Source organism: Vannielia sp. ABF1_015, from assembly GCF_056160745.1.
Map to the genome: position 1 here is coordinate 194,330 of NZ_JBSWXT010000004.1, position 24,856 is coordinate 219,185.

17 protein-coding genes, 1 tRNA gene and 2 pseudogenes are annotated in these 24,856 nt (G+C 59.3%); 8 read left to right on the forward strand and 12 right to left on the reverse strand.

Going from position 1 to position 24,856, the window contains the following annotated elements:
- Nucleotides 1-38: 38 nt before the first annotated feature.
- Nucleotides 39-713 carry a response regulator transcription factor gene (locus tag ACXAG6_RS20050; RefSeq protein ID WP_475339714.1) on the reverse strand — a complete coding sequence of 225 codons (675 nt, stop codon included), beginning with the start codon at nucleotides 711-713 and terminating at the stop codon, nucleotides 39-41.
- A 287-nt stretch (nucleotides 714-1,000) separates the two neighbouring features.
- A complete protein-coding gene (locus ACXAG6_RS20055) occupies nucleotides 1,001-2,968 on the reverse strand; it encodes a two-component system sensor histidine kinase NtrB (protein ID WP_475339715.1) in 1,968 nt (655 codons plus the stop codon).
- Nucleotides 2,969-3,264: 296 nt separating this feature from the next.
- On the opposite strand from ACXAG6_RS20055, the gene ACXAG6_RS20060 reads away from it, so the two are divergent.
- The 7 genes and pseudogenes from ACXAG6_RS20060 to ACXAG6_RS20090 all read left to right on the forward strand — a co-directional run bounded on the left by ACXAG6_RS20060 (nucleotide 3,265) and on the right by ACXAG6_RS20090 (nucleotide 12,126).
- A complete protein-coding gene (locus tag ACXAG6_RS20060; protein ID WP_475339717.1) occupies nucleotides 3,265-3,648 on the forward strand; it encodes a hypothetical protein in 384 nt (127 codons plus the stop codon).
- A 1,043-nt stretch (nucleotides 3,649-4,691) separates the two neighbouring features.
- On the forward strand, nucleotides 4,692-5,375 hold the full coding sequence (locus tag ACXAG6_RS20065; protein ID WP_475339718.1) for a hypothetical protein: 684 nt from the start codon (nucleotides 4,692-4,694) through the stop codon (nucleotides 5,373-5,375).
- A 175-nt stretch (nucleotides 5,376-5,550) separates the two neighbouring features.
- Nucleotides 5,551-5,991 (forward strand): response regulator, encoded by a 441-nt coding sequence (locus ACXAG6_RS20070; RefSeq protein WP_475339719.1) that lies wholly within the window; start codon nucleotides 5,551-5,553, stop codon nucleotides 5,989-5,991.
- 1,270 nt (nucleotides 5,992-7,261) lie between these two features.
- Nucleotides 7,262-7,663, forward strand: a pseudogene (locus ACXAG6_RS20075) (transposase); the annotation flags it as partial.
- Between the two features lie 471 nt (nucleotides 7,664-8,134).
- Complete coding sequence (locus ACXAG6_RS20080) at nucleotides 8,135-10,573, forward strand: calcium-binding protein (protein ID WP_475339720.1); 2,439 nt, start codon at nucleotides 8,135-8,137, stop codon at nucleotides 10,571-10,573.
- A gap of 43 nt (nucleotides 10,574-10,616) precedes the next feature.
- A pseudogene (locus tag ACXAG6_RS20085) lies at nucleotides 10,617-11,256 on the forward strand (IS6 family transposase); the annotation flags it as partial.
- Nucleotides 11,257-11,329: 73 nt separating this feature from the next.
- Nucleotides 11,330-12,126, forward strand: a protein-coding gene (locus ACXAG6_RS20090; RefSeq protein ID WP_475339713.1) for an IS5 family transposase whose coding sequence is annotated in 2 segments (ribosomal slippage) — nucleotides 11,330-11,690 and nucleotides 11,690-12,126 — 798 coding nt in all. Because the reading frame shifts where the segments join, the coding sequence is not laid out codon by codon here.
- A 210-nt stretch (nucleotides 12,127-12,336) separates the two neighbouring features.
- On the opposite strand, the gene ACXAG6_RS20095 is transcribed toward ACXAG6_RS20090, so the two are convergent.
- The 8 genes from ACXAG6_RS20095 to ACXAG6_RS20130 all read right to left on the reverse strand — a co-directional run bounded on the left by ACXAG6_RS20095 (nucleotide 12,337) and on the right by ACXAG6_RS20130 (nucleotide 20,207).
- Entirely contained in the window at nucleotides 12,337-14,910 is a 2,574-nt protein-coding gene (locus tag ACXAG6_RS20095; protein WP_475339722.1) for an ATP-binding protein, read from the reverse strand.
- Between the two features lie 137 nt (nucleotides 14,911-15,047).
- Nucleotides 15,048-15,452: a response regulator gene (locus tag ACXAG6_RS20100; protein ID WP_475339723.1), complete on the reverse strand. Its 405-nt coding sequence runs from the start codon at nucleotides 15,450-15,452 to the stop codon at nucleotides 15,048-15,050.
- Nucleotides 15,453-15,998: 546 nt separating this feature from the next.
- Nucleotides 15,999-17,021 (reverse strand): tyrosine-type recombinase/integrase, encoded by a 1,023-nt coding sequence (locus ACXAG6_RS20105; protein WP_475339725.1) that lies wholly within the window; start codon nucleotides 17,019-17,021, stop codon nucleotides 15,999-16,001.
- Between the two features lie 85 nt (nucleotides 17,022-17,106).
- Nucleotides 17,107-17,529: a hypothetical protein gene (locus ACXAG6_RS20110; RefSeq protein ID WP_475339726.1), complete on the reverse strand. Its 423-nt coding sequence runs from the start codon at nucleotides 17,527-17,529 to the stop codon at nucleotides 17,107-17,109.
- Nucleotides 17,529-17,741 carry a MerR family transcriptional regulator gene (locus ACXAG6_RS20115; RefSeq protein ID WP_475339727.1) on the reverse strand — a complete coding sequence of 71 codons (213 nt, stop codon included), beginning with the start codon at nucleotides 17,739-17,741 and terminating at the stop codon, nucleotides 17,529-17,531. The genes ACXAG6_RS20110 and ACXAG6_RS20115 overlap by 1 nt, the downstream gene beginning before the upstream one ends.
- A 99-nt stretch (nucleotides 17,742-17,840) precedes the next feature.
- Nucleotides 17,841-18,641: a hypothetical protein gene (locus ACXAG6_RS20120; protein ID WP_475339728.1), complete on the reverse strand. Its 801-nt coding sequence runs from the start codon at nucleotides 18,639-18,641 to the stop codon at nucleotides 17,841-17,843.
- Nucleotides 18,642-18,764: 123 nt separating this feature from the next.
- Nucleotides 18,765-19,961: a tyrosine-type recombinase/integrase gene (locus ACXAG6_RS20125; RefSeq protein ID WP_475339730.1), complete on the reverse strand. Its 1,197-nt coding sequence runs from the start codon at nucleotides 19,959-19,961 to the stop codon at nucleotides 18,765-18,767.
- Between the two features lie 156 nt (nucleotides 19,962-20,117).
- Nucleotides 20,118-20,207 (reverse strand) — tRNA-Ser (locus ACXAG6_RS20130).
- 103 nt (nucleotides 20,208-20,310) lie between these two features.
- Here ACXAG6_RS20130 and ACXAG6_RS20135 point away from each other — a divergent pair.
- Nucleotides 20,311-22,665, forward strand: a complete 2,355-nt coding sequence (locus ACXAG6_RS20135) for a tetratricopeptide repeat protein (protein ID WP_475339731.1) — start codon at nucleotides 20,311-20,313, stop codon at nucleotides 22,663-22,665.
- A gap of 146 nt (nucleotides 22,666-22,811) precedes the next feature.
- Here the strand turns inward: ACXAG6_RS20135 and speB are convergent, their stop codons facing one another.
- On the reverse strand, nucleotides 22,812-23,786 hold the full coding sequence (gene speB / locus ACXAG6_RS20140; protein WP_475339732.1) for an agmatinase: 975 nt from the start codon (nucleotides 23,784-23,786) through the stop codon (nucleotides 22,812-22,814).
- An 86-nt stretch (nucleotides 23,787-23,872) separates the two neighbouring features.
- Entirely contained in the window at nucleotides 23,873-24,850 is a 978-nt protein-coding gene (locus tag ACXAG6_RS20145; protein WP_475339733.1) for a glycosyl transferase family 90, read from the reverse strand.
- Nucleotides 24,851-24,856 lie beyond the last annotated feature (6 nt).

Below are 24,856 nucleotides of genomic sequence, written 5' to 3' on the forward strand. Positions count from 1 at the left end.
CCGCTCAACTGGATTCCCTCTGACACCGCCTCCTGCCACTATGGCTTGAACGCGTATCCCTGCCCCCAGACCGTGGTTATTCGTCCGGCATCAAACCCCCTATTTTTCAGTCTGCGTCTGATATTGCTGATGAAGACATCGATGATTTTGCGTTGCGGTTCATCGCGACCTTGGTAGAGCTCGTCAAGGATCGCCATTTTAGAGACCACCCTTCCCCGTCTCCTGATCAATAGCTCCAGCAAAGCGCGCTCTTTGTCCGGGAACCTGATCGTCTCGCCTCTAATGGAGAAGAGACCAGTTCGGAGGTCGAGCACCAATTCCTCGATACATACTCGGTCCGCTGGTGGCGGTGGCATTGATCGCTTGGCGACCACAGTCAATCTTGCGATCAACTCATCCAGCCTGAAGGGCTTTACGATATAGTCGTCTGCCCCGGCTCTCAGTGCATCAACTTTGTCTTCGAGCGAGTCAGATCCTGAGATCACAATTATCGGAAGATGCGAGCCGTTCGCTCTGACCGCCCGAAGGAAATCCATGCCGTTCTGATCTGGTAGAACAAGGTCGAGGAACACCGCATCCCATGCGGCCACTTCGAATTTCTGCAGGGCCTCTACGACGGCATCAGCACATTCCACCTCATGACCATGGGCACAGAGCCCTTTTTTCAGGATTCGTGCGGCGTTTGCGTCATCTTCGACAACTAGTACTTTCACCGCGGCTCCCCCAGAGGTACTGTACGCGACGACGAGTGGATATCACCCTCAAATCGCTGTACGTTCTTGCGTCAGACACGGATCCAAAAAGAACAGTCTTGCGGTGATGGGCGCGTTAAACCCGGAACAGTGTCTCACCAAGAAGGATAGTCCCGCAGTGCTGAGTTTCAACAAAAAGCTATGTCGTCGACGCGGGTTTTCTATTGCTTGCTTCGGCTGCCAAAGGTCTCGATCACCTTCAATGCTTCCAATTAGTTAAGATGCGGCCGAGCAGCCGATCGGAAGGCTCATTGGTCTCGAAGGCCGCGCTCAAAGGCAAGCTGGCTTCGCGCAGCCGAATTAGCTACTTTTTGCAACCGGGCCAGTTGGCGGTCTTCCCTGGATTCACCGACCACCGTCACGTCCAAGTCCGGCCACCTTTTTCTGAATAGAGCGGCAAGGTCTCTCCCGGAGATGCCTTCCATTCCATCCGGTTCGATAAGGACGGCATGCGGTGCTCTGCCGGAATTTGGACCTTCCAGTGCCACCATTGGATCTTTCTGCCATTCGACAACGCTCCCTGCGGCTTCAAGCTGGTAGATCAAGTTCTCTGCAGCGGTATTGTCATGGCAAACAAGTAGGATGTGATCCTCGTCCTGCACCTTGAGGTCGTCCGCCGAAGTCGCGCCTTTGAGGGATGCTGCCGGAAAGAGCATCGCGACTTGCGTGCCGATTCCGAGTTTGCTCTTGACCGTCAGCGCGCCACCGACCTGTTCGCACATTCCTATTGCGGACGCCAAGCCAAGACCGCTTCCAGCGTTTTCGCCCTTTGTCGTGAAGTATGGTTTGCCGGCATTGGCAAGGGTATCTGCATTCATGCCGCATCCGTCGTCCCATACCTTCACCACGGTGTACGTTCCTGGCACGAACGTTGGGCCCCACTTGCCAACGTCCGGGCTGTTCTCCGAGATCCTCTGAGTGGCAACCCGAACGGTAATCTTGCCACCCGATCTCCCTTTCTCGATCGCATGCTGTGCGTTAATCAAGAGGTTCAGAAGCGCCCTCTCGAAGGAGGTGGGATCAATCTCGACATCCCGAATGTGCTCGGTGGGCGCTTCAAACTCCAAGCCAATGTTCGCCGGTACGACGCGCCGGAACATACCCAGAACCTGCTCTACGATCGGAACGAGAGAGTGAGGCTTCGGCTGGTTAGTGTTCTTCTTTCCGGATTTGACGAGTTGCTGCGCCATGTCGGAGGCTCTGTTTGCGGCGGCCAAGGCCTCTTTCGCATAATCGGTGCTATTTGCAGGGTCCATCTCAAGCAGTTCAAGGTTCCCGCGCAGTGCAGTCATTGCATTGTTGAAGTCATGGGCGACGCCTGCAACAACCTGACCCAAAACTTGGAGGTTCTCAGAGCGGGTATTGGCAAGCTGCTTGGCATGGTCCGTGTCCGCGAGAACCTTTTCCACCGCACGCAGTCTCATTTTCTTTTGCTCCAAGCGCTCCACGAAATACCCCATCGCCAACGCGCCGCCGACGATGGTGGTGAGGAGCAATGTCACAAGGATGGTCATCCGTACACTTGGCGACAGCCATCCAGCCGAGACCAAGGCCATCATGTATTTGCAGCATGCCAAGACAAGAATGCTTGTCGTAACAGCGTAGGCCCTGATTATCCGACTCTCGATCCGTGCGCCCAACAGACCACGCAGTACTACGTTGTCCCGGTTTGTGAACATCAACGAAAGGGACAGGGAGAAGCCCCCTAGGCCCGTGATAAGCCCCATCTGTTTGAAGCTGGCAAGCCTTGTCAGGGCTTCTGCATCGAAAATATACCCAAGGAGAGCAAAACCAGTGACCAGAGCTGTCATCGTGCTCAGCACAATGGCCAGGATCTGAGCCGCAGTTGCCTGAGAGCTACGCAGCAGGATCCCGCAGGAGATCGCTCCCAGCGTCAAGGATGTACTTGGTGCCATTCCGTCTGTCACAACGACACCGTCCCGCCAAGTTAGGTATGTGCCGAAAGCGACAAAGCCGAGCGACACAAGCGCTAAGGCAGAGCTCAGGGAAAACGGGCCAGAGCTGCGGTCCAAGAAAAGGAGTGCGGCGCCGGCGGCCATCATCGCGCTGGCCGTTTCGGGAACTGTGGCAGGCCAGGAGTCCGAGATCCGTCGAAATCCATCGACTTCCATCACCCAACCCATTAGCAACGCCACGGTCGCGATCAAGGCCGCGACTAAGGCCAACAGAGTTTGAGGCCTCTCGAATTTTGGCACCGACAAGCTCCTTGACCACAATGACCTTGGCACAATCATATCTAGTAGGTCTCAGTGTTTCTTCCCATTCCACACTATAGGGGTTGATATGGTTAACGTGCAGTTAACACTCACATGGAGATTGGAATAAAATCACCTCAAGCGGGTGTTACGATCGCCTTCTAGTGCCTGTGATTGCGGGCGTGGTCGGCGAATTGATGCCAGCGCCGGTTACCTTGCGGTAACCATTAAGGTGTTGTTAACCCTTTACGCTCACACACGTGGGCAAACGCGATCTATAGGGATTAATGGTCCACATGGCACAAGATGTAACATCCCAGATTTTCGGATCGTCCGAGCATGCTCTTGAGCTGCTCTCAGAGGAGCTCCTCACCGCGCTGAGTTGTAGCTCGCAGATTGAGTTGCTTGTCGGCATTCTCCACGCGGAGCGCTGCGGGTTTACCTCCACGCGCGACGCGCTGAACCGCGTTCTTGAGCAGACGATCCATATCAAGACAGAATCGGCGGCTCGCCTTGACACCATCGATGATGGGCAGGGCACCACAATGCATGACAGGACCTTGAAAGCACAGGCTGCTCGGGAGCCAGAGCGGGCGCCGGACCAGCAGAGCGATGCGAGCAAACTAAAGCGGGGCTTGCGAAAACTGGCTGGGGCGCCTGTTGCATTCAGGGGAGCGTAATGAAGCCAACCTCCGGCGTGAGGAAACTGGAATACTCCAAAGGCAGTCAGAGGTACGGCGCTTGCCGGATGACCCACGCGCGTCTGACGTTTCAAACCTACGGTAGCGCCCCCCAGAGAACCGGGCACAGTTCAGAGCGTACACACTGGCGATCACCGAAGCAGCCACGTCGGAGCCATCCACATAGCAAGTTCCAACGTAGCGGTCATGGCTTCTTTCCCCGTCAAAACGACAAACGACGACCTTTCCTGCGGTGACTCTCTGTAGGGTCTTGGTCGCCGCCCGAAACCGAGGCTGGCCTCTTTCCGTCGCGTCGATGCCGTTCAGCCTGTCCTTCACTCGTCCGAGCCAAAGGGTATCACCATTCGGCTCGGCACCCCAGCTACTATGCTGGCTTCACGAGATGAATCCTTCGCGGAGACTTTCGACGGAGCCACGATTGAGGGTTTCTTTTGCGACTACGAAACTCATTCAAGATTTCGCATTAAGCCGAACTTAAACCTGCGAGTACTAATGTGAACCTCGATGGCTTCTGGTTTCTGCTTGAGAACTATGATGAACGACAGTTTGCCTGAGAAAGGGCCTGCAAGGGAGCGGATATTCGAGATCCTAAGGCAAGCAAAGTCTGCGGCATATGGCTCGGAAGAAGATGAACAAGCGAAGATACGATCAAGCGCATTTGAGCCCAAGCGCGAAGCGCGGCCCACGCCTCCCCGACTGTCTGATCTTGTGTCGCCCGTCGATCGGTTCTTGCTGCGCGAGAGCCTAGACCTTGAGCAAGTCGCTTTGCACTTGGCGCTCGGGATCAGACCTTACAATCAACGCGCGGGCTCTAACGAATTCCGGGAAGTGTGAAGCTTGGAGGTTGGGATTGGTCTGTTGGGTACAGTGGCATATGGATTGCAGTTCGTGAACAACTTTAAGCCGGGGACTGTGCTCGCGGTTAGGGCCCTCACCTCACCGCCGGAGCGTCCGCCGGATTCATAAATACTAAAGCATGTCCCTCTATAGCTTTGCCAACACCGTGGGAGCTTTCGGACATTATGCACGCTTGGATTGATCCTTGGAGAACGGCCATTCTCCCCGCGGAAGCGCAGCAGTTGGCGCGCCTGCTTGTCGGACAGTCCGATCTGGATGACGCGACTGGCATCAAGCGAAGCATAGTGCTTGGCGATCGCGCGGATGAGGTCCTCTGCTTCTCAGGCATATTTGACGTCTTTGAGCACGCCTTAGAGCGATGGTCGGGGCAAATGCGAAAGTTCCCTAACAACGGCGCGTTCGCCGAAGGGGTGACCCAGTGCTTTGCCGAGAATCTGGATAGCGAGGAAGTGCCCATGGAGGCGGCGCCATTCATTGAGCAGAAGCACACAGCGTTCCTCACGGGCCATATACTCGATGCTTTTGATGCATTTCCGCTAGTTTCCCTTGCACGCTATGGCTGCCCAGTGGCCATCGGTCAGATGGACGAGATCGTTCACCACATCTTTGGCCTGTGGAACCGATTGGCACTTGGGTTGCTCTGGATGACGAGGCGAAAGACCACTCATGACACCCAGCCGTCCAGATGGATCGTTTCTGGGCTACTGCACCGTCGCTTCATGATGACTGGTGCCGAGCTTTGCTGCGCGTCGTTTGGAGCGGAAGCCACAGATCGTACGACCGGTGCAGCCAACGACAATAGCCCTCCGCAGGGCGTTTATCCCGAAAGCTATCATACCGTGCCATGAGCCGCGGCGTTCCAGTCGCAAGCTACTTTGGAGCGAGAGGAAGGGTGTCTTCGGTGAGGAGCGCTTAGGCCTCCATCTCCTTCTAAGCCCTCGTTGTTCAGTCCCGGATCATGGCGTTCCTGGCCGCCGCCGAGACACGACAAGATGTCGTACAGCCAGATAGAGAAGAGGCTATATGAGCTCCAAACAACGTTCCACTTTTCTCGTCATCGAGAACTCCATGTCAGGCGCTCCATCAATCGTGCGTCTCTTGGCCGAGATGGATGTGGCACATTCAACTGTTCACAATTTCACGTCCGAGGAAGCGCTGGCCTACTTTGAACAGGCCACTCTGGTCGCTTCCGGCCGTATTCCTCACATCATTTTCTTAGATTCTGTGCTCTCCGAGATGGACGCGGTGGAGTTCTTGACGCGGCTACGGCGGCTTCCAGGTGGTAAACACCACTATGTTATGGTGTTTGGAAGCTCTGAGGCGACACACCGGCTGGAACTAGCAAACTCCGCAGGCGCAAACATTGTTCTTTTGAAGCCCCACAGCGATCATCGCCTGGTCAAGGTCCTCGCCACCGCACTACGGCTTCTTGGGGGCATGCAACTGCCGTCTCCAGTATGTTAGGGGGACGGTCCGGGGAATTTGATGAGCTGGCACCGACACATGCTGGGACACATCTCCCCCTTGATCCGATGCCAGCGCCAAAGGGACAGGCCAAAATGCCGATATCCCGTATAGGGGCAATTCCTCCGGACCCTCCCAATCAGTGTCGCAAACCCATGAGCTGCAGCAACGAGTTCAGAAGTACCTCGGTCGACAAGAGATTCGCGGTCCTCTCAGACTGAAGATCACTTGTCTTGGGCAGAGCGTGATTCGGAAGAATATGCTCTGCTTGCACGATCAGCGACTGCCGGTTCCTTCGAGAAAGCAGGCCGTACAGCCTGGGTATCTTCGTTCAGAATTCATTGAAGTTATTTAAGCACGCCTACACGATCTGCTGGGATTGGGGTGCGTGAAGATGGGCTCCATCGGTGATCCCCAAAGAGCTATCGAACGACGAAGTCAGTCAGCATGCGATTCACCAACTCCATGCGCATCGGAGGCGAAGTACACATTCTGCTTTGTATTCAGCACTTTCGACAGATACCTTGATATCGCGGATGGGTACTGCTTGTTCGTGGCAACGTCAGCTCAAGAGTCGCACTGTAGATTTCAGCCAAGTAGCCCGGTGTTGCACAGCCCCAAATCCAAAACAATCTGGAGCTACGATAATCCAGTTTTCGCAACTGTAGAGTTAACTGATGAATAAGCATTTTGCCCACAACTCTGGAGCGATCGCAGAAGAGTGATCAACCGGGATTGCTGGCCCGGAGTTCTGGAACGACCGCTCACCAAAACGGAGGGTGGTACAGAAGTTGGGGAAGAAATTGCTTCATTTCTATTACAGGCTCGTCAGAGCCTCTGAAACCGAGCGCGCAACTGTGCCCGGCATGTCCGGTGGCCGGACGGAGAGGCCGTTGGCGCCGACCCATTTTAGCCCTCGAAGGGAACTGTGCTGCAACGTGGGCAGGCGGGCACATACGGCGGTTCCTGCATGTTTTCGGAGGCAGTAGGGCAAGATGTTCGATCATGTTTTGGAGAACGCTCATCCCCAAACTTCATGCGAAATAGTTCGCATCCTGGAGGCCCAAGCTCGCGAACTATCTCGGCAAGGACAGACCTCTGCGGCAATGCAGAAGTTCGTCGCGGTAGCTCAGATTTGTGGGCCTTGCCTAAAGAAGCGCGACACGGCTGGGTGTTTGTGATGGCCCACGTGACGTTCTTTGGAAGGTAGGAGCACGTCGGGGATGCTCCGGTCTTGTCCGATCCGTTCAACCAGATCCCCGCAAACGAAGAGACCGCCAGCGTCACTGCCGATAGCGCCTACGATTTCTGCGAGTGCAACAATGCCACTGCGGATCGCGGCGTCCATGCTGATATCCCGCTGCGGAAGGCCTTCATCGCCGGCACCGGCGCAGCAAATGAAATTCTGCTGGCAAACAAATGCCGCGACCGAACCCTATGCCCCCGCTCAGCAAACTCCTTCAGATACGTCTGCCGGGCTATGGATGGGGATGGAAGGGGCTAATAACACCGCGGGAACCGCGTCGAGACGTTGATGCATTGCCCAAAACTGATGGGCCAGCGGCTCATGGCATGGGACTACGACCCTCAAGTCGCAGGGCTCCAAGTCCAGATTGCCGTCTTGAGCGGCTACACCACGCTCGGTAATCACGTCACATCGGCCTGGGGATAGGTCTGCCTGGAAAAGGGGAAAACTCGGCCATCAGCGGATTTGCGCTCTGGGGCCTAAACGCGCGAGCTTGCTGTGTCAGGTTGAAACCGCCCCACCCTCCGATGCAACGGGGCACACCGATTGCATTCAGTCCGAAGCGAAACCAGAGGATGGCTCGGCCTGCGCCGTCCAGAAGCAGACTTTGCGGAGCCCGCGTCTGAATCAAAACCTGTGAGCATCTGCAAGCATTCGTGCGCGTGGCCTCCGGCCTTTAGCAAGCCTGTACGTCTTGAGTAAAACTTAAAAAGCTCCTCACAGGTCTGCCACATTCCCGATCCGTTCACGGCGCAGACGGTGGCTACGGTCATTTCCAAGGTCGCAGAGACGGGCAAGTGACGATCGCGACGCGATGGGCCCTCGGGGCTCGGTCGGACAGAAGTTCCGTTCACATCCTGTGGCGATCCTTTCTGCAAGCTGAGGTGGGAACCCCAAATGACTGCTATCACATTTGAACTGAGTGCCGAGAGTGCTGCGACTTCGATCAGCCCGGAAATGTTCGGCGTCAATCTCCTTTACCGAGATGAGGAGATCGCGGACAACGACGGTGCGGTTGCCGAGAACATCCAATCTTTGGGCGCGACTACCCTGCGTTGGCCAGGGGGTGGAGTGACCGAAAGCCATTTCCAAATGGACGCCTTCGATATCACGTACCATCCAGATTTTGACGGCCACGCAGATCAGAACGACGATGGCGTTACAGTGTTGAGCCTTTCCAGTTTTCTTGAAACGGCTGCGGACCTGGGATCTCCGGTTGCGATCGTTCTGCCAACGGTCGACGGCTTCGATATCGGGGCCGGCGCGGCCCTCCTAAACGGCACTTACGGTGAGCGCGATGTGTCGGACGCCTATCTGGAGCTGGTATCCGACTACGCCCTGACCGTACTGACTTTGGCCGAAGAGGCCAGTGTGGAGATCAGCGCATTCGAAATCGGGAACGAGTTCTGGCTTGGGGGACGGATGACCGCGGCAGAGTATGGGCGTCTCGCGGCACAGGTCTCGGTTGTGGTTCACGATGTCATAGAGGACTTCGCCTCGACTCATGGCGCAGTCGACGCGGCGATTATCGTTCAATCCACCCATTGTGCCGGACGGTTCTCGCCCAACGAGGCGAGGACGGTTTGGGTCGATCCGGACGATCCGGAGAGTATCTCGACCTCGCCGGCGCCGGAGTATGTTGCCGTCGAGGTGCCGGCCCAAGGCCCGGCCGCCGATCAGCTCGTGTCACTCATTGACGGACTAAACAATTTCGTCTCGTCGACGGGCCTGGCGGCCGCAGACGTAATCGACGGGATTGTGGATCACTACTACGAAGATGATGGGCTAAATGGCGTCGATTCAGACGACTACACCTTCTATATGCTGTCGCGCTGGGGCGACCTTCTGGACCGATCTCCAACCCTTCCCGAACTCGCTTTTCACATCACTGAATGGAACGCGCGGGCCAATGGAAACTTCGACGACAACCGAGGGCTTGCACAAGCTGCCATGATTGTGGAGCAGTTCTATGAAATGGTGACCATGGGGGTCGATGCCGCCCAGATCTGGCCGCTGCGGCACGAGTGGTCGGTCGAAGATACAGCCCTGACCGGGAATGACGCCGACGGTCTGCGCCTTTCTGGCAAGGCCTTCGCCATGATGAGCCATACGTTGGTTGGCACCACCGCATTCGGCGAACTTGAGCAGGGCGGCGTCGACCTCCACGCTTTTGGTACCGAAAACCTGGACCGGGTCGTGATCTTCGCGTCCGAGCGCACCGGCGCCGACAACGCAATTGATAGTCTCACACTCACTGGGCTTGACGTCGATCAGCGCTATTTCATTAGTACCACGTCTTTGTACGATGATGGCTCTCATGGTGGCATGTCTTCCACAGCAACGCCCATCGTCACATATTCCAATGGCTATACAGGCACGCTCGACACGCTTTCCGTCGACCTCGAGCCTTGGGAGCTTGAGAGACTCGAACTGACCGTTGTTGACGGGGGCAACAACGTCGTGGCCGGATACGGCGGAAATGACTTCATATCTTTGTATGGCGGAGATGATGTCGCGGAAGGTGGGGCTGGAAATGACCATATTCTTGGCGGCCAGGGCCACGACTACATCTCCGGCGGGATCGGTGACGACCGAGTTCACGGCGGCAGCGATAACGACGTCCTCTATGGGGATGCTGGCGACGACGAGTTGGACGGCGGTGTAGGTAATGACCTGCTTGTGGGCGGCGACGGCGCAGATGACCTGATCGGCGCCCGTGGCGACGATCATTTGCTTGGTAACTTCGGCGATGACTCGCTGGATGGCGATCTGGGTGATGACACACTGATCGGGGGAATGGGCCAAGACAGATTGTTTGGTGGAGATGGGAACGACCACATCGATGGCGGCTTTGACAACGATCTCATGCGCGGTGGGGCTGGGAATGACGAACTATATGGCCGGCTTGGCAATGACATAGTACGCGGTGGAGACGGCGCTGACGTACTGGTGGGTGGAGGTGGGCGCGACTATCTCATTGGCGGCAATTGGAACTCCGGCGAAGACCATTGGGTTGGGGATGGCGAAGCCGATGTCTTCGTCTTTGAGTCCCTCAGTGACTCCGGCGTTGGGCCAGACAGCGACGTTATCCGAGACTTCGAGACCGGCATTGATGTGATCGATCTGAGCGAGATTGACGCGATTCAGGGAGTGGCGAATTCGGAGTTCACTTTCGTTGGTACGGATGATTTCTCTTATACGCCGGGGGAGTTGCGGGGCGAGTCCTATGCGGGCGGCTACATTATCTCCGCTGACGTAGATGGGGACGGTGTCGGTGATTTTGAAATCCGTTTGCAGGACGTCTCAACGCTGACGGAAGCAGACTTTATCCTTTGAGGGCGATTGGTAAGACCAAGCACCACTGGCGTTGGGGAAGGACTGGTACCTCCGCTATCCGCCGTCTTACAAGATGTCGTCGATCTTCAGGGAAAACATGGCATTACTGTTGATCGCTCGGCAGTGTAGCGCTGGGTTCCGAAATTTGGTCCCGAGCTGACGAGGCGAACCGAGAAGCGCCTGCGGCGTGCGAGCGTCGACTGGGATGTGGATGAGACCGACATCCGCGTCGGAGGCAAGTGGCGCTACCTCTCGCAGGCGATCAATGCGAACGGTCAGATGGTCGACTTTCGGTTGACCGCACGGCGCAATGCAAAGGCCGCGAGAGTTTTCCTGTGCAAGGCAACCGAAAGGCTGCCGCTTGGTAGGCCAGCCACGATCTGCACCGAAGAAGCGCATACCTGTCAGCGCGTCGACCGTGGACTCAACCACCGCTATGACCAACATTTCCAAAGCATCCTGCACATCGACCGAAAGTGACTCAACAAGAGGATTTAAAGTGACCGCGCCGCCATGAAACGGCTACTTGGATATCAGGAGGGCTTTCGCTCATTACGAACCGCCAAAGCGACACTAGCGGCATCGAAACTGTCCGAACCATCAAACGCGGCCACGTCCATCACAAAGAACCAAGCGTCAGAGGTGAGGTGATTTTCATAGCAAGCCTGTTCGACGCAGCCGCGTTACAGACTAGGCTCAGGACCCATTGGTCTCAGCGGAAGGGCATGATTCACAGCGCGAAAACTGAGCGGTGATATGTCTGATCTCTTCTGGCTGAGCGATGCGCAGATGGCGCGTCTGGAACCCTATTTCCCGAAGTCCCATGGCAAGCCGCGTGTCGATGACCGGCGCGTCTTGAGCGGGATTATCTTCATCAATCGCAATGGGTTGCGTTGGCGAGATGCGCCGAAAGACTATGGCCCCCACAAGACGCTCTACAACCGGTGGAAACGCTGGAGCGACAGGGGGATCTTCGCGAAGATGATGGCGGGGCTGGCTGCCGAGCACGGCGAGAAGAAGACCGTGATGATCCCCTCTCATCGAAACTGCGTTTCAACTGCCGGGGCAGTGGACGCCACATATCTGAAGGCTCACCGAACGGCGTCCAGTCTGGGCGTCAAAAAGGGGGGCGCGGCCGCCTGATCGGGCGGACTAAAGGCGGCATGAATACGAAACTTCATGCCATCTGCGACAGCCAGGGACGTCCGCTCAACCTTTTCGTCACGGCTGGACAGGTCAGCGACTACATCGGTGCGCGAGCGCTTTGTGACAGTCTGCCGGACGTCGACTGGCTGCTCGGAGATCGCGGCTACGATGCCGACTGGTTCCGGGAAGCTTTGAAGGACAAGGGGATACGTGCCTGCATCCCCGGTCGGAAGCAGCGAAACACAACCGTCAAATACGACAAGCGCCGCTACAAACGCCGAAACCGGATCGAGATCATGTTCGGCAGGCAAAAGGACTGGCGGCGCGTTGCCACGCGCTACGACCGATGCCCGAAGGTCTTCCTCTCTGCCATCGCTCTCGCCGCTATCGTCATCTACTGGCTATGAGTCCTGAGCCTAGCAGCTTCAATCAACGCCACAATGCCGCTTTACGAAAGCGGAGTTTATCAATCGCGCAGCATTTTCCGATGCCCAGGTTCCAGGCGAACGGAATAGACTGCTGTTTTGGGCAAAGTCCGCATTGGAACGTTTAGGCCCGCGAGCGTGGACTTGGCCAAATAGTAAAGTGGATACTCACTTGCGACAGAACCGCGCCGGTCACCGTCCCAGAGCGCCGGCAACAGCCTTTAGGAAATCGGCTTTGGCAACGGGCTTCATCAGGCGAATGTCCTCCGGACGCAGGCCGTTGCCATGGACCGTTGCCTCGCTTGCATAGCCAGAGAGGAAAATCATCGGCAAATCCGGATCCAAAGCCCGGATCGCCTTTGCCAGTGTCGTGCCCTGCAAGGTGCCGGGCATCACAATGTCCGTGATGAGCAGATCGAAGCCCGCGGCGCCTTGGTACACGGTCAATGCCTTGTCGCCGCTCTCAGCTTCGGTCACCTGATATCCCACACCGCGCAACATGGCCGAAAGAACCTGGCGAACCTCGAACTCGTCCTCCACAAGCAATATGCGCCGGCGATCACCGGTTTCTGCAGTCAGGGGCAGAGTTTCCGCGTCAGCCAACCGCGCCTCCGCTGGATTCGCGGCCGGGAAGTAGAGCTTGAATGTCGTCCCGGTGCCAACTTCCGTATAGACCTGAACGGTGCCATTAGACTGCTTGGCGAACCCTTCCACCATGGCCAACCCCATGCCAGAACCTTCTCCCGGTCCTTTGGTCGTGAAGAAGGGGGTGAAGATGTTCTTCAGCGTTTCGCGCGGGATGCCGGGCCCGGTATCGCTGACAGCAAGCATGACATAGCGGCCGGGCCGAAGCTCTTCGTCGCGCTGATCGACATAGCTTTGGTCGATGCGCACATTGGCGGTTTCGATGGTTAGCTTGCCTTGCCCCTTCATGGCGTCGCGGGCGTTAAGCAGCAGATTCAACAGCGCGCTTTCGAGAGATGCGCGATCGAGCCGTGTTTGCCAGAGCCCGGCAAGAAGAGAGGTTTCGATCTCGATCGCCTCGGGCAGAGCGCGTTCCATCCAGCCTTTCGCGTTGCGTACGACGTTGTTGAGCTCAAGAACCTCGGGATCGAGCCGCGCTTTGCGTGCATGGGCCAGCATGGCCCGCGTCAGCGCAGCGCCGCGTTTGGTCGCCTCCAGACTGGCCTCGATGTAGCGCTGTCGCTCTTTATCCGTCGCGTCGTCTTTGAGCAATTCGAGGTTGCCCATGATGATCGCAAGAAGGTTGTTGAAGTCGTGGGCGATGCCGCCGGTCAGCCTGCCGATGCTTTCCATGCGTTGTGCGCTGTGGGCGATCTCGGACTGGCGCTGCGCCTCTTCCTGCGCGGCCACTTCGGCGTTTACGTCGATCAGAACCCCTTCGATGCGGTAGGTGCCGTCGCCCAGATCCGTGGCATGGCCGTGGAAATCGGCCCAGCCCGTAAGCACCTGGGTGCGCATGTACATTGGCGTGCCGGTACGCGCGCTTTCGATCATCATCTCGGTGGCCAGTTCACCCGTTTCCTCCGGAACCTGATCGGTAATCACAGCGGGATCGTCGTAGGCCTGTTGCGGCGTCACTCCCCACATGTGCACGCATTTGTCGCTGATATAAAGGGTCTTGATGACTTGGCCCGGCGCCCAAATTGCTTGGTAGACCAACCCCGGAAACCCCTCGATCGCTAGTTTGAGACGTTCGGCGGTCTCGTCGCGCTGCGCGCGCAGGTTCCAGACGTCGGTCAAGTCGATGTTCAGGCCGAACAGGGTCGCATCGTCCCCAGTTTCCCCTTCGGTGAAATGCCAGATGCGCTTGACGTAGAGCATTTCTCCGGTGGTTTTATAGATTCGACCGAAATCATGCGTGAGGCTACGGTCCCCGTTCAATCCACGGGCGACATTCCCTATCAGTTCGTCCCGATCCTCGGGATGGATTAGCTCGGCGTAGACTTTTGCGCGCTGCTCTGGCGGTACATCCTGCATGGCGTACATTTCCAGAATGCTCTGATCCCAGAAGAAACCGGCATCGTCGGGCAGCAAATCAAACGAACCAGCGCCAGCCTCATCCGGATTGTTGCTGAACGCGCCGACACCGGCCTCGTTGAACAGCATCTGCATCTGGCGCTCGCGCATCGCATTCTGACGGCTATAGTCGCTCAATCGCGCAAGATCCCGCACAACGAACCACACCAAAGAGAGCGAAGCGGCCTGCGCCAGAAGAACCAAGGCAAAAATCGGCAAACGGGCAGCGAAATTGGTCCAGCCGTATTGACTGACCGCAATCAGAAAGCTCAGACCAATCACCGCAAACACCAAGGGTATGGCAAGAGCAAGCGAACGGGTCGGCGGGTTGGGCCATTTCTCGATAGGAGCCAGCCTTTGCAGCCAAAGTCCAATCAAGACATAGCTTGCCTCTACCAAAACGCTGATAAGGATCAACTCGCCGCCCATGGCAAGTCGGGTGCCGCTTGCCATGACAAAAGCAATCAGCCCAGTCAGCGGCCCTCCGATATATCCCGCAAACACCAAAGGACCGGACACGCCGGTGATCAGCCCCGCTTGATCGGGCAATTCAAATCCGGCCCGCACCATAAGCGCCGCCGAGACCCCAAAAGCCAGCCCCAGCAAGCCGCGATGCACCAAGCCGGTCCGTGGTTTGTTCCGATACAGGAACAGAAACGCCAGCGCCATCCCAAGCAGGGGGGCCGCCAGAACGCTGTCGATGAGGGCGGCGAGGACATCATTCATCGCGGCAGGCTCGTTGCTCTTGGCGACCGTGGCATCGAATGCTCAGGAGGAGTGGCCCGCGCAGGCGCATGCGACGCGTGTGGTCGGTTGCCGCTTCCGGTTTGAGCGGCAGACTCTGACCAATCATGGTCACAACATCAATCGTCACGCTTTGCGATCTCGTCAAGTAACTCGGCTTCCTCTTCCAAAATGGCGATGAACCGCTCTCTCGAAATCGGTTTGTAGACGTTTCTGCCAACAGATAGGTCACGCGCTGACGCGATCATCTTTGCGGCAATGATCGGCGCATCGTCCCCGCCGGTCATAAAGCGGAGCCGCTTTGGCCTTGGCACCTCGAGAATCTCATCGATCGCCTCGATGCCATCCATGTCCGGCATATTGATATCGATCAGCAAGAGGATCGGCCCTTGCCCATCGGCCAGTAACGGCTTGATGCCGTTTCCCGAGGCGCAGGTCCGAACGTCCCAGCCCGCTCGCTCTGCGAACGATCGATACACGTTCAAGAGATCGGGGTCGTCTTCGGCAATGATCAGATGGCGCATGAACTGGATCAATCGGGTTAGGGGCTTTTCTTGGCATTTTCGTATACCATTAAAGCGTTTGCACCACATTCTTTGATTTAGCCTGCCCCAGAATTTGTTGTTGAATCAAGTGTTAAGGGCTCGAAAATCGGGCCGTGAAGCGCGTTATTCGAAACGGACTGACGCAGGAGTTGGCTTCAAGCCCGCTTCCTGTTCGAAGCACGAGGTGCAGGGGGAGGCCGGACAAAAGGCCCGTCCATATATGCGGACAAAGGCGAGCGCCCCCTAAAGCGAACCATCACTGCACGCGAGGACGGGCCTGAAGTTGCCGTGCTGTTTCAAAGAAAGCTGCCATCCTGCGACTTTTTGAACGTCCGCTTCGTACCAGCGGAGCCTTAGTGCTCGCGCGCGCAGCGAATGGCCGGTTCCCGCCCTTCGTGCCGGAAGACCGTGTTAAAGACCGACTTTTTGGGTCGAGTGTCCACTTCCACAGTTGAGCAAGGGTGGTCATCTCACCGCGGCGGGCTCCGGAATCCGCCAAAACCTCTTCGTCGCAGCTGCGTTTCTTTAGCCCCGCATCCCAACCAGCACCTCTCGCTGCCGCTCCCGGCTCATCGGCAGATATGAGTTGTACGAGGTGGCCAGATTCTCGTGCCCAAGGTTGCGCGACCATGCCTTTACCTGCTCGATGGTGTCGCAGCAGTCCGAACCATAGAGAAACAGCGTCTTCCGAAAGCTGTGCGGCGTGTATTCAGGCAGTTGCACCTTGGCGAAGGCGGTGCGGATCACCCGGTTGAGCTGCGCGGTGCTGGCGTAGCATTCCCGCGACAGCCCGAGGTTGGCAAAGCCCTGCCCCTCTACCCGCCCGACAAGCGGCTTAGGAAACAGCGCATCTTCCGGACTGAAGAGCTTGTCCACCTTCAGAAAGGTCAGCCATTCTGTGAAGCAATCCAGATACTGCTCGCCCACGGGGAAGAACCATGTGTCGATGCTCTTGGCGGCCTTGGTCGCCACCTCCCGCGCGTCCTGCCGCACATGCTGTTCGGGCAGGTTGACATGCTTGATTTTCAGCGTGGCCACCGCCCCGATCCGCGCGCCGGTGAGCATCAGGAAGGCAAAGAGCGCCTTGTCGCGCTTCTCGATCTCATCGCCCCAAGGCATGGCCTCGAAGGCGCGCTGGACGGCCTCCATCGAAGGGTGCGGCACATCCCGCTCGGCATGGGCAATGCGCGCGCTCTTGCGGTTGTTCTTGAAGTAGTCCGCATCGCTGTAGGTGAACTTGGAGCGGTAACCCTGCCGCCCTGCGAGCCAGATGAAAAACTTGCGCACGATTGCCAGCGTGGCATCCACCGTCGCATGGCTCAGCGACTTGCCGGTGCGTGGGTTCTTTGCACGTGCGAGGCTGCGCTTGAAGCCCGCCGCCTGCTCGATGTGGAACTTGGAGAACGGCTTCCCGCCGGTGCTTTCCTCGAACTTGCGAAGGGCGGCCAGCACCTTGTCGGTGGATTTTTCGTCCAGCCCCTCCGTCTGCTCAAGGAAGAACACATAGTCGCGCTTGGCGCGCTCGTTTTCAGCTACTCGTTTTGCCATTTTTGGCCTCTTAGGTTGCTCGAATTTGGCCGGGGTTTTCCAGCCACCCGGAAGTGATGTTTCAGGCTGGGGTTCAGGGGTTCCTCTAGGCTTGCGTGGGGTCGCATCTGACAATCTCCAGATACGCGCCCAATCCGCTCAGGCTGGCTTCACTGGCGAAACGGAAGCAGGCCCCTTCACACTCGCCGCACAGCGCCTCCAACTGCCCCCTGTTGGGCCCAAGTGGCGTGTAGAATGCCATACCGCCCAAAGGCCGCGTCTGCTCCCTGCAAGAGAAGCATCGGAAGGTGCCCGGCGCTGGGCGTTCCGCCGGGGCCTGGCGCGCTTTCAGGAACACGATCAGGTCTTCACCCAGCATCAGGTGGGGGCGCTTTTCATCAAGCACCCGCACCCCATGCGCCCGCCAAGAACGGACGGTCTGCGTGGTCACGCCCAGCGCATCGGCAGCATCCTCATAGGTGTAGTGGCGGTGCTTCTTGAGGGCGCGCGTCGATACACGTTTCGCCATCAGCCGCGCCCCATGCTGCCCGGCTCAACCCGATGCGCTTCCGCCCAGGCGTTCAGGTCTGCGCCCCGATAGACGATCTTGCGGCCAAGCCGGTAGAAGGCGGGGCCAATGCCCTTGTGCCGCCACTGGGCGAGTTTGTCCCGTTCACCGATGATCTCCAATTCAGGATCACCCAGGACGTAGTTACGGTTCTGCTCGAATAGGTTTGCCATTGTTTAGGCTCCACGGTTGTTGTCGTGAAACCAAGGAAAGCCAATCTGGCCTCTCTAATCTACCTGCGCCTAAAGCCCGGAATGCGAGGGCAAAAAGGTCTATTTGTCCTGGGCTTTTGTTTCAGCCGACAAAGATTGTGCCAGCGCATTGAAAGGCAGGGGGTCAGAGTCCTCAATGGTTGTGCTTAGAAGTCCTGCAAGCGCGTTCCTCGGGGGTTGATAGTCCTCAGGCCGCAATTGCTTGACCGCCCAACGTGCCGCCCGCCGGAAGTCGCTCTTGATCCCGAGAAGGGAGAAAACCTCTTCCACCGCGCGCCCAAAGTCAGTGGACGGAAGGTTCCCTTCGCTGGACTTTCCAACTGTTGGTCTTTTCCCAGTCGTGCGGGCTACATACCGCGCTGCTCGAAGCGCAATGGTGCGGGCATGGTGATTGGGAGGGCGGGATTTTCCACTCCAGAAAGCAAGCTCCTGTTGCTCCAACTCTTGCGCGCGCTTCCTCAATTGGTAAGCGATATCAAGGCATAAGGCAGCGGCGCTGAACGTTGCCCCAACTTCTGCGGCGTTTAAACGAGCAAGATCGGTCGCGGTCGCAGCCCGTTGCCTCACGCGCGCCTCTTCACGGCACCCTGTGTCGACATGCTGACTGAGACGCTTTGCCAAGGCATGGTGCTCGGACTCGGCGACCATGCCACTCTTCACAAACTCGAACAAGGCCTCGCAATGCACGATGCCATCCGCAACCATTTGCTTCTCGGCCAAGAACTCCGGTTTGGAGTCGTGCTCATTGGGTTTCCGATGGTCGAAAGGGGGCGAGTGAGCGGCCAAGAGGCTGGGTTTCGGCACTTTACAGCACCGCTCCATGATCTGGTGCAATTGCTCGATTAGCTGTGAATCTTCCATCAAAAGGTCACATGGGGCCGACCTTTTGCAACTTCAAGAGTTTGTTCCCGTTTTGTCTGATTGCCGCCCAGCTTGCAAAAGGTCGGACAGCCCCAACCTTACGGGCTTTACTTACGGGGCAGCTTAACCGCGCACCAGCGCCACTACCTTGCCCGAAGAGCCTTTGACATAGTCAGTCCATGCTTCAATCAGGGTCCGCCGCTTGTCCAAAAGGTCGGAGCGTGCATAGGCCCGCTCCACCTCACTCCCGACCTTATGCGCCAGACTCATTTCCGCCACCTCTCGCGGCGCGCCTGCAACCTCTGCCGCCCAATCCCTGAACGTGGAACGGAAGCCATGAACCGTGACGCCTTCAATCTTCATCCGCCTCAGGAGCATCAGCATCGACATGTTGGAAAGCGGTTGGTGGCGCTTCTGGCCTTCGAAGACATACTCCGATTGCATGGCCTTCAACGGCGCGATGATCGAAAGCATTTCATCCGACAGCGGCACCCGATGCGCCTCACCCGCCTTCATGCGCTCCGCCGGGCATGTCCACACAGCCGCATCGAAGTCGATTTCCGCCCAGCGCATCCCAAGCACCTCGCTTGTCCTTGAGCCGCTCAGGCAGGTGAACATGAGCGCCTTCGCTGCCATCGCCTTCCTGCCGCGCAGATCGGCATAGAAGGCAGGCACATCGCGCCAGTCCATCGCCTTGTGGTGCTTCGCCTTGGTCCGCACTTTGGGCAGCACCCTGGCATCACGGATCGCCGTCACCGGGTTCTCACCCTCACGAAAGCCCTTGGATTTGGCCACGTCGAGCACCGCCTTGATCCGCTGCATCAGCCGCCGCGCGGTTTCCTGTTTCTCCGTCCAGATCGGAGACACGCAGGAAAGCACTTCCGGCTGGCCAATGCCCGACACAGGCAGGCGACCGATCAAAGGGAAGGCGTAGTCGCGCAGCGTGTTGATCCATTGCTGCCCGTGCTTCTCGTTCTTCCATGTGGGCATCCGCTCGATATGCACCTGCCGCGCGATTTCCTCGAAGGTCGGAATGTCCTTCGCCGCGTTGAAGCGCGGGTTCAGGCCCTGCCGCGCCATGCGCCGGAACTCCAGCGCCTTGGTGCGCGCCTCTTGCAACGGCACCAGATCGGCCCCGCCCAGCCCGAAGTCTGTGCGCATGGGTTTACCGTGGCGGTTCTTCTGCCCCTTGACCGTCGCCCTCACGATCCAGCGCCGCGCGCCGGACGGATCAACCACCAGGTAAAGCCCATTGCCGTCGCCATGCCTCCCAGGCCCCAGCGACTCGACTTGCTTCTTTGTCAATTTCCCCGAGATCATCGGCGCGCCCCCATACCACGTTTCATACCACACAACGGGATGAACTACAGGTAATCGAAGAGAACCCGATCACAAGGGCTGGCGCGAGAAACCCCATAGAATGAGGGTCACAGCGCCACTAGACGCTATCAGTGATAATCATAAAATGAGGTATGGTGGCGGAGACGAAGGGATTCGAACCCTCGAGACGGTTTCCCGCCTACTCCCTTAGCAGGGGAGCGCCTTCGACCACTCGGCCACGTCTCCGCCGGCGGGTTTATCGACCAAGGCTACGGGGGGCAAGGGTGAATTTCGGCTTCCCCACCCCTACATGGCGCGGCTATTCTTTCGACAAGGGGTAACGGTGCCAATGTTTTCAAAGACACTTCACGCCGGCAATATCGCCGCATCCTTCGGGGCCGTCGCAACGGCAGCCGATGTCACCTTTTGCGGCGGGATGGCCACCACCATCGGGGCGGCACTCTCGGGGGTGGCGATCTTTAGGCGCGGCGACAAGGCCATGCAATCCCTCGCGCAAGAGATCGCCCCAGTAATGGAGGCCGAGATCACCTCCGTCGCCGCCTCGCCCGACGCCCGCAAGCTCGTCGCCCAGATGGTCCACCTCTACCCGCCCGGCGAAGACGATATCGCGCTCGGAAATCTCGACGCTCCGACCATCGCCACCACCCTCTCCGACCGGCTCGCCAACACCGCGAAAGACCCGGCTCACCGGAGCCCGGCGGCGCTCACGCTCTATCGGCTGGTGCTCACCAACACCCTCGCCCATGTGCTCGCCCGGCCCGATGTGATCGAAGCGCTCAACCCGGCGATCTTCCGCACGATCCTGCAACGCGTCGGCAGTTCCGGCGCCGGTGACAAGCTGCGCGAGGAGGGGATCACCGAGAAGGCGATCATCCGGCTCGCCCAGCGCGTTGCAGGCGACACCGAGGATGTCGGCCAGGCCTGGCTGGAGTTGCAAAACGCCATGGACATCGCGGTCGACGTCCAACGGCGCGGCAATGCCCCCTCCAACCACGGCGATTTCGTCGATGAGGTGTTGCGGCGGGCGGCGGCGCTTTCGGCGCAGGGTGAGCACGCCGAGGCGGGGGATGAGATCGCGGCGGCGCTGGAGGAGGCCGAGACGGAGCATCGCGCGCGGATGGGGCGGCTGATCGAAACCGGGGTGGAAGTGGCGCTGCTGGAGGGCGACGAAGAAAAAGCCGCCGCCCTTCTGATCCGCCAAGCCGATCTGGACGCAGGCGGGCGGGCGGATGTTGCGGCGCTCAGGGCGCTCTTCATCGAGCACTACGAGGAAGGCCGCGACAAGGGCCTCGCCCAACCGCTGGGGCTGGCTATCGCCCTTTCCCGCGCCACCCTGCCCCGCTGCACCTCGGCGGATGAGCGGGGCGCGGTGGGGGACGAGTTGGGCACTTCGCTCGGTACCCTCGGGCAGCGCGAAAGCGGCACGGAACGGCTGGAACAGGCCGTCACCGCCTTTCGCACCGCGCTGGAGGAACGCACCCGCGACCGGGTGCCGCTCGACTGGGCCACGACCCAGGTGAACCTTGGCACTGCGCTCCTCACCCTCGGGGAACGCGAAAGCGGCACCGACCGGCTGGAGCAGGCCGTCATCGCCTATTGTGCCGCGTTGGAAGAAGTCACCCGCGACCGGGTTCCGATCCAATGGGCCGCGACCCAGATGAACCTCGGCAATGCGCTCCAAACCCTCGGGCAGCGCGAAAACGGCACCGAACGGCTGAACCAGGCCGTCGCCGCCTATCGCGCCGCGCTGGAGGAACGCACCCGCGAGAGGGTGCCGCTCGATTGGGCCATGACCCAGATGAACCTCGGCAATGCGCTCCGGGCCCTCGGGCAACGCGAAGGCGGCACCGAACGGCTGAACCAGGCCGTCGCCGCCTATCGCGCCGCGCTGGAGGAACGCACCCGCGACCGCGTACCGCTCGAATGGGCCATGACCCAGATGAACCTCGGCACTGCGCTCAAAACCCTTGGGGAACGCGAGAGCGGCACGGAACGACTGGAACAGGCCGTCACCGCCTATCGTGCCGCGCTGGAGGAAAACACCCGCGACCGGGTGCCGATCCAATGGGCCGCGACCCAGATGAACCTCGGCAATGCTCTCCAAACCCTCGGGCAGCGCGAAAACGGCACCGAGCGGCTGGAGCAGGCCGTCGCCGCATATCGCGCCGCGCTGGAGGAATGGACCCGTGACAGGGTGCCGCTCGACTGGGCCATGGCCCAGATGAACCTCGGCGCTGCGCTCCAAACCCTCGGGCAACGCGAAAGCGGTACCGCGCGGCTGGAGCAAGCCGTCACCGCTTTTCGCGCCGCGCTGGAGGAATGCACCCGCGACCGCGTGCCGCTCGAATGGGCCATGACCCAGATGAACCTTGGCAATACGCTGCTCGACCTCGGGCGACGCGAAAGCGGCACCGAGCGGCTGAAACAGGCCGTCGTCGCCTATCGCGCCGCGCTGGAGGAACGCACCCGCGACCGAGTGCCGCTCGGCTGGGCCATGGTACGGGGCAACCTCGCCAGTTGCGAAATGGCCTTCTTCGAGAAGGCCGGAGACCAGGCACATCTGGCCACGGCGCGGCAACATGTGGAGGCCGCGTTGGAGGTGTTCGCCGCCGCCGGGGCCTCGCAGTATGTCGCGATGTCCGAGAGGCAGCTTACGCAAATCTCGGCGCTTGAGGCTGGCTGACGGGGCAAGTGTTGCGTGGGGCGGTGGGTTAACTTAACCAAACTGCGCGAAACCTCGTATGCATGGGTTGTGCATCACTTGTGCATCGGTTGTGCCTGTTGCCTATTTACGGTTAACCCCTGAAATCTTTCAGCTTTTACCGAATTTCAACCTTCCGCCCCGCCCGCCATCACCTCCGCCATGACGCAAAGCAATTCGAACATCACCGACACCCCGAGGTAGCTCGTGGCCCCGCCCACGTCGAAGGGCGGCGAGACTTCCACCATGTCGGCGCCCACCACGTTCAGCCCCCTGAGCGCCCGCACCACCTGCAAGGCCTGGTAACTGTTCGGCCCGCCCACCTCGGGCGTTCCGGTGCCGGGGGCAAAGGCCGGGTCAATGAAATCAATGTCATAGCTCACATAGGTCGGCCCCTCGCCCACGATCTCGCGAGCCTCGGCCATCACGTCATCCACGCCCCTCGCATGGAATTCCTCTATCGGAATCAAGCGGATACCCACCGACTTGGCGAAGTCCTTGTCTTCGCTGTCATAAGCCGTGCCGCGAATGCCGATCTGCACGACCCGCTCCGGCTCCAGCAGCCCCTCCTCCACCGCCCGGCGGAACGGGGTGCCGTGGGTGAACATCGTGCCGCCAAAGTAGGAGTGGTAGAGGTCTGTGTGGCTGTCAAAATGCACCATGCCCACCGGGTTTTCCGCCGCCACGGCACGCAGCACGGGCAGCGATGTCAGGTGGTCTCCGCCCGCCGTCAGCGGCATGATCCCGGCGTCCAACACCCTGGCATAAAACGAAGTTATCCGCTCCAGCGTGTCGGCGATGTCGGCCGGGTTGGGGGCCACGTCCCCCAGATCGGCGCAGTTGACCAGCTCGAAGGGCCGCACCCCCGTTGCCCCGTTTTCCGCCCGGATCATGGAGGAAGCATCCCGCAGCGCGCGCGGCCCGTGGCGCGGGCCGGGGCGGTTGGTGGTGCCAGAGTCCCAAGGCACCCCGATCAGCCCGATCTCAACCTCGGCAAGGCGTTGATCTTCCAATGAAACATGGGGCAGCCGCATGAAAGTGGGAATGCCCGCAAAGCGCGGCAGCTCAAAGCCGGAGACGGGCTGGAAGAACGGATCGGGCATCGCTGGGGCTCCTTCGCGGGTGTCTGCCTTGGGCGACTGTGGCGCGAAACACCGCTGCGGCGAAAGCCCCTTTCTGCCACCGGCCCCTACCCCGCGGCGAGGATCTCCGCCGCACGGGCGCGCTCGCGCTCCCATGTCATTTCCCGCGCAAGTGCTTGACCTTCCTGCGCAATCTCGCTGGCCTCGGCGTCATGGCTGCGCAGCCAGTCCAGCTTTTCTTCCAGATCGGCCAGATCGGCGCGCACCGGCACAAAATGCCGCCCCGCCTCCAGCCGGTCATAATACCACTGACGAAAGCCAAAGGGGCTATCGACCTTGAGCACGCAGCAGCCGAGGAGCAGGCGATGAAAGAGGTTGTCCCAAGTGTTGGTAATGCCATCAATATCAATGGCATACTTGCGCTGCCCCCAGCTTTCCGAAGCCAGCCGCTCGCCCAATAGCCCCTGCGCCCGCAGCGCCGCCGCCTCGCCCCGCTCGGGCTCGTCGATAAAGCGAAAGTCGATCTCCCCACCCCGGCACCGCAGCGCCATCGCTAGGCGCTGGTTGACCCCCGGCTGCCCCGCCACGCAATCGGTCAGAAGCGGCCCCAGCCCATTCGCACGGCCCCGCCAAACCACCTCTGCCCCGCGATCCGCCCAAGGCAATGCCACCTGCGCGGCCGCCTCGCGCATCGCGTCATGCCCCCGGCTGCGGAAGAAGAAGTGATCCGGCACCGGAACCGTTTGGCCGCAGGAGGAAAAACTGAACCGGGCCACAGAAGGCTCATGCCCATCAGAGGTATTACCGCTGATCTGGGCCACCCCCTCGGGCGCGGCCATCATCCAGCACAGATAAGCGGCACTGTGGCTCAAGGCACGCTTGCGCGGATGCACCGGCGGGCGTTGCGACGGCAGGGCAAGCTCAAACCCCGCACCGGCCCGGCGCAGCGTCACATCATAGCTGCCCACCGGCTCGTCATGGCGAAGAATTTTCAGCGCTGGCGGCTCTAGCCCCACGGAAGCAAGCTGGCGAAGTACGCCCCGCTTCACCTTGCGGCTCCAGTCCAGCCATTTCAGATCCAGCATCACCGG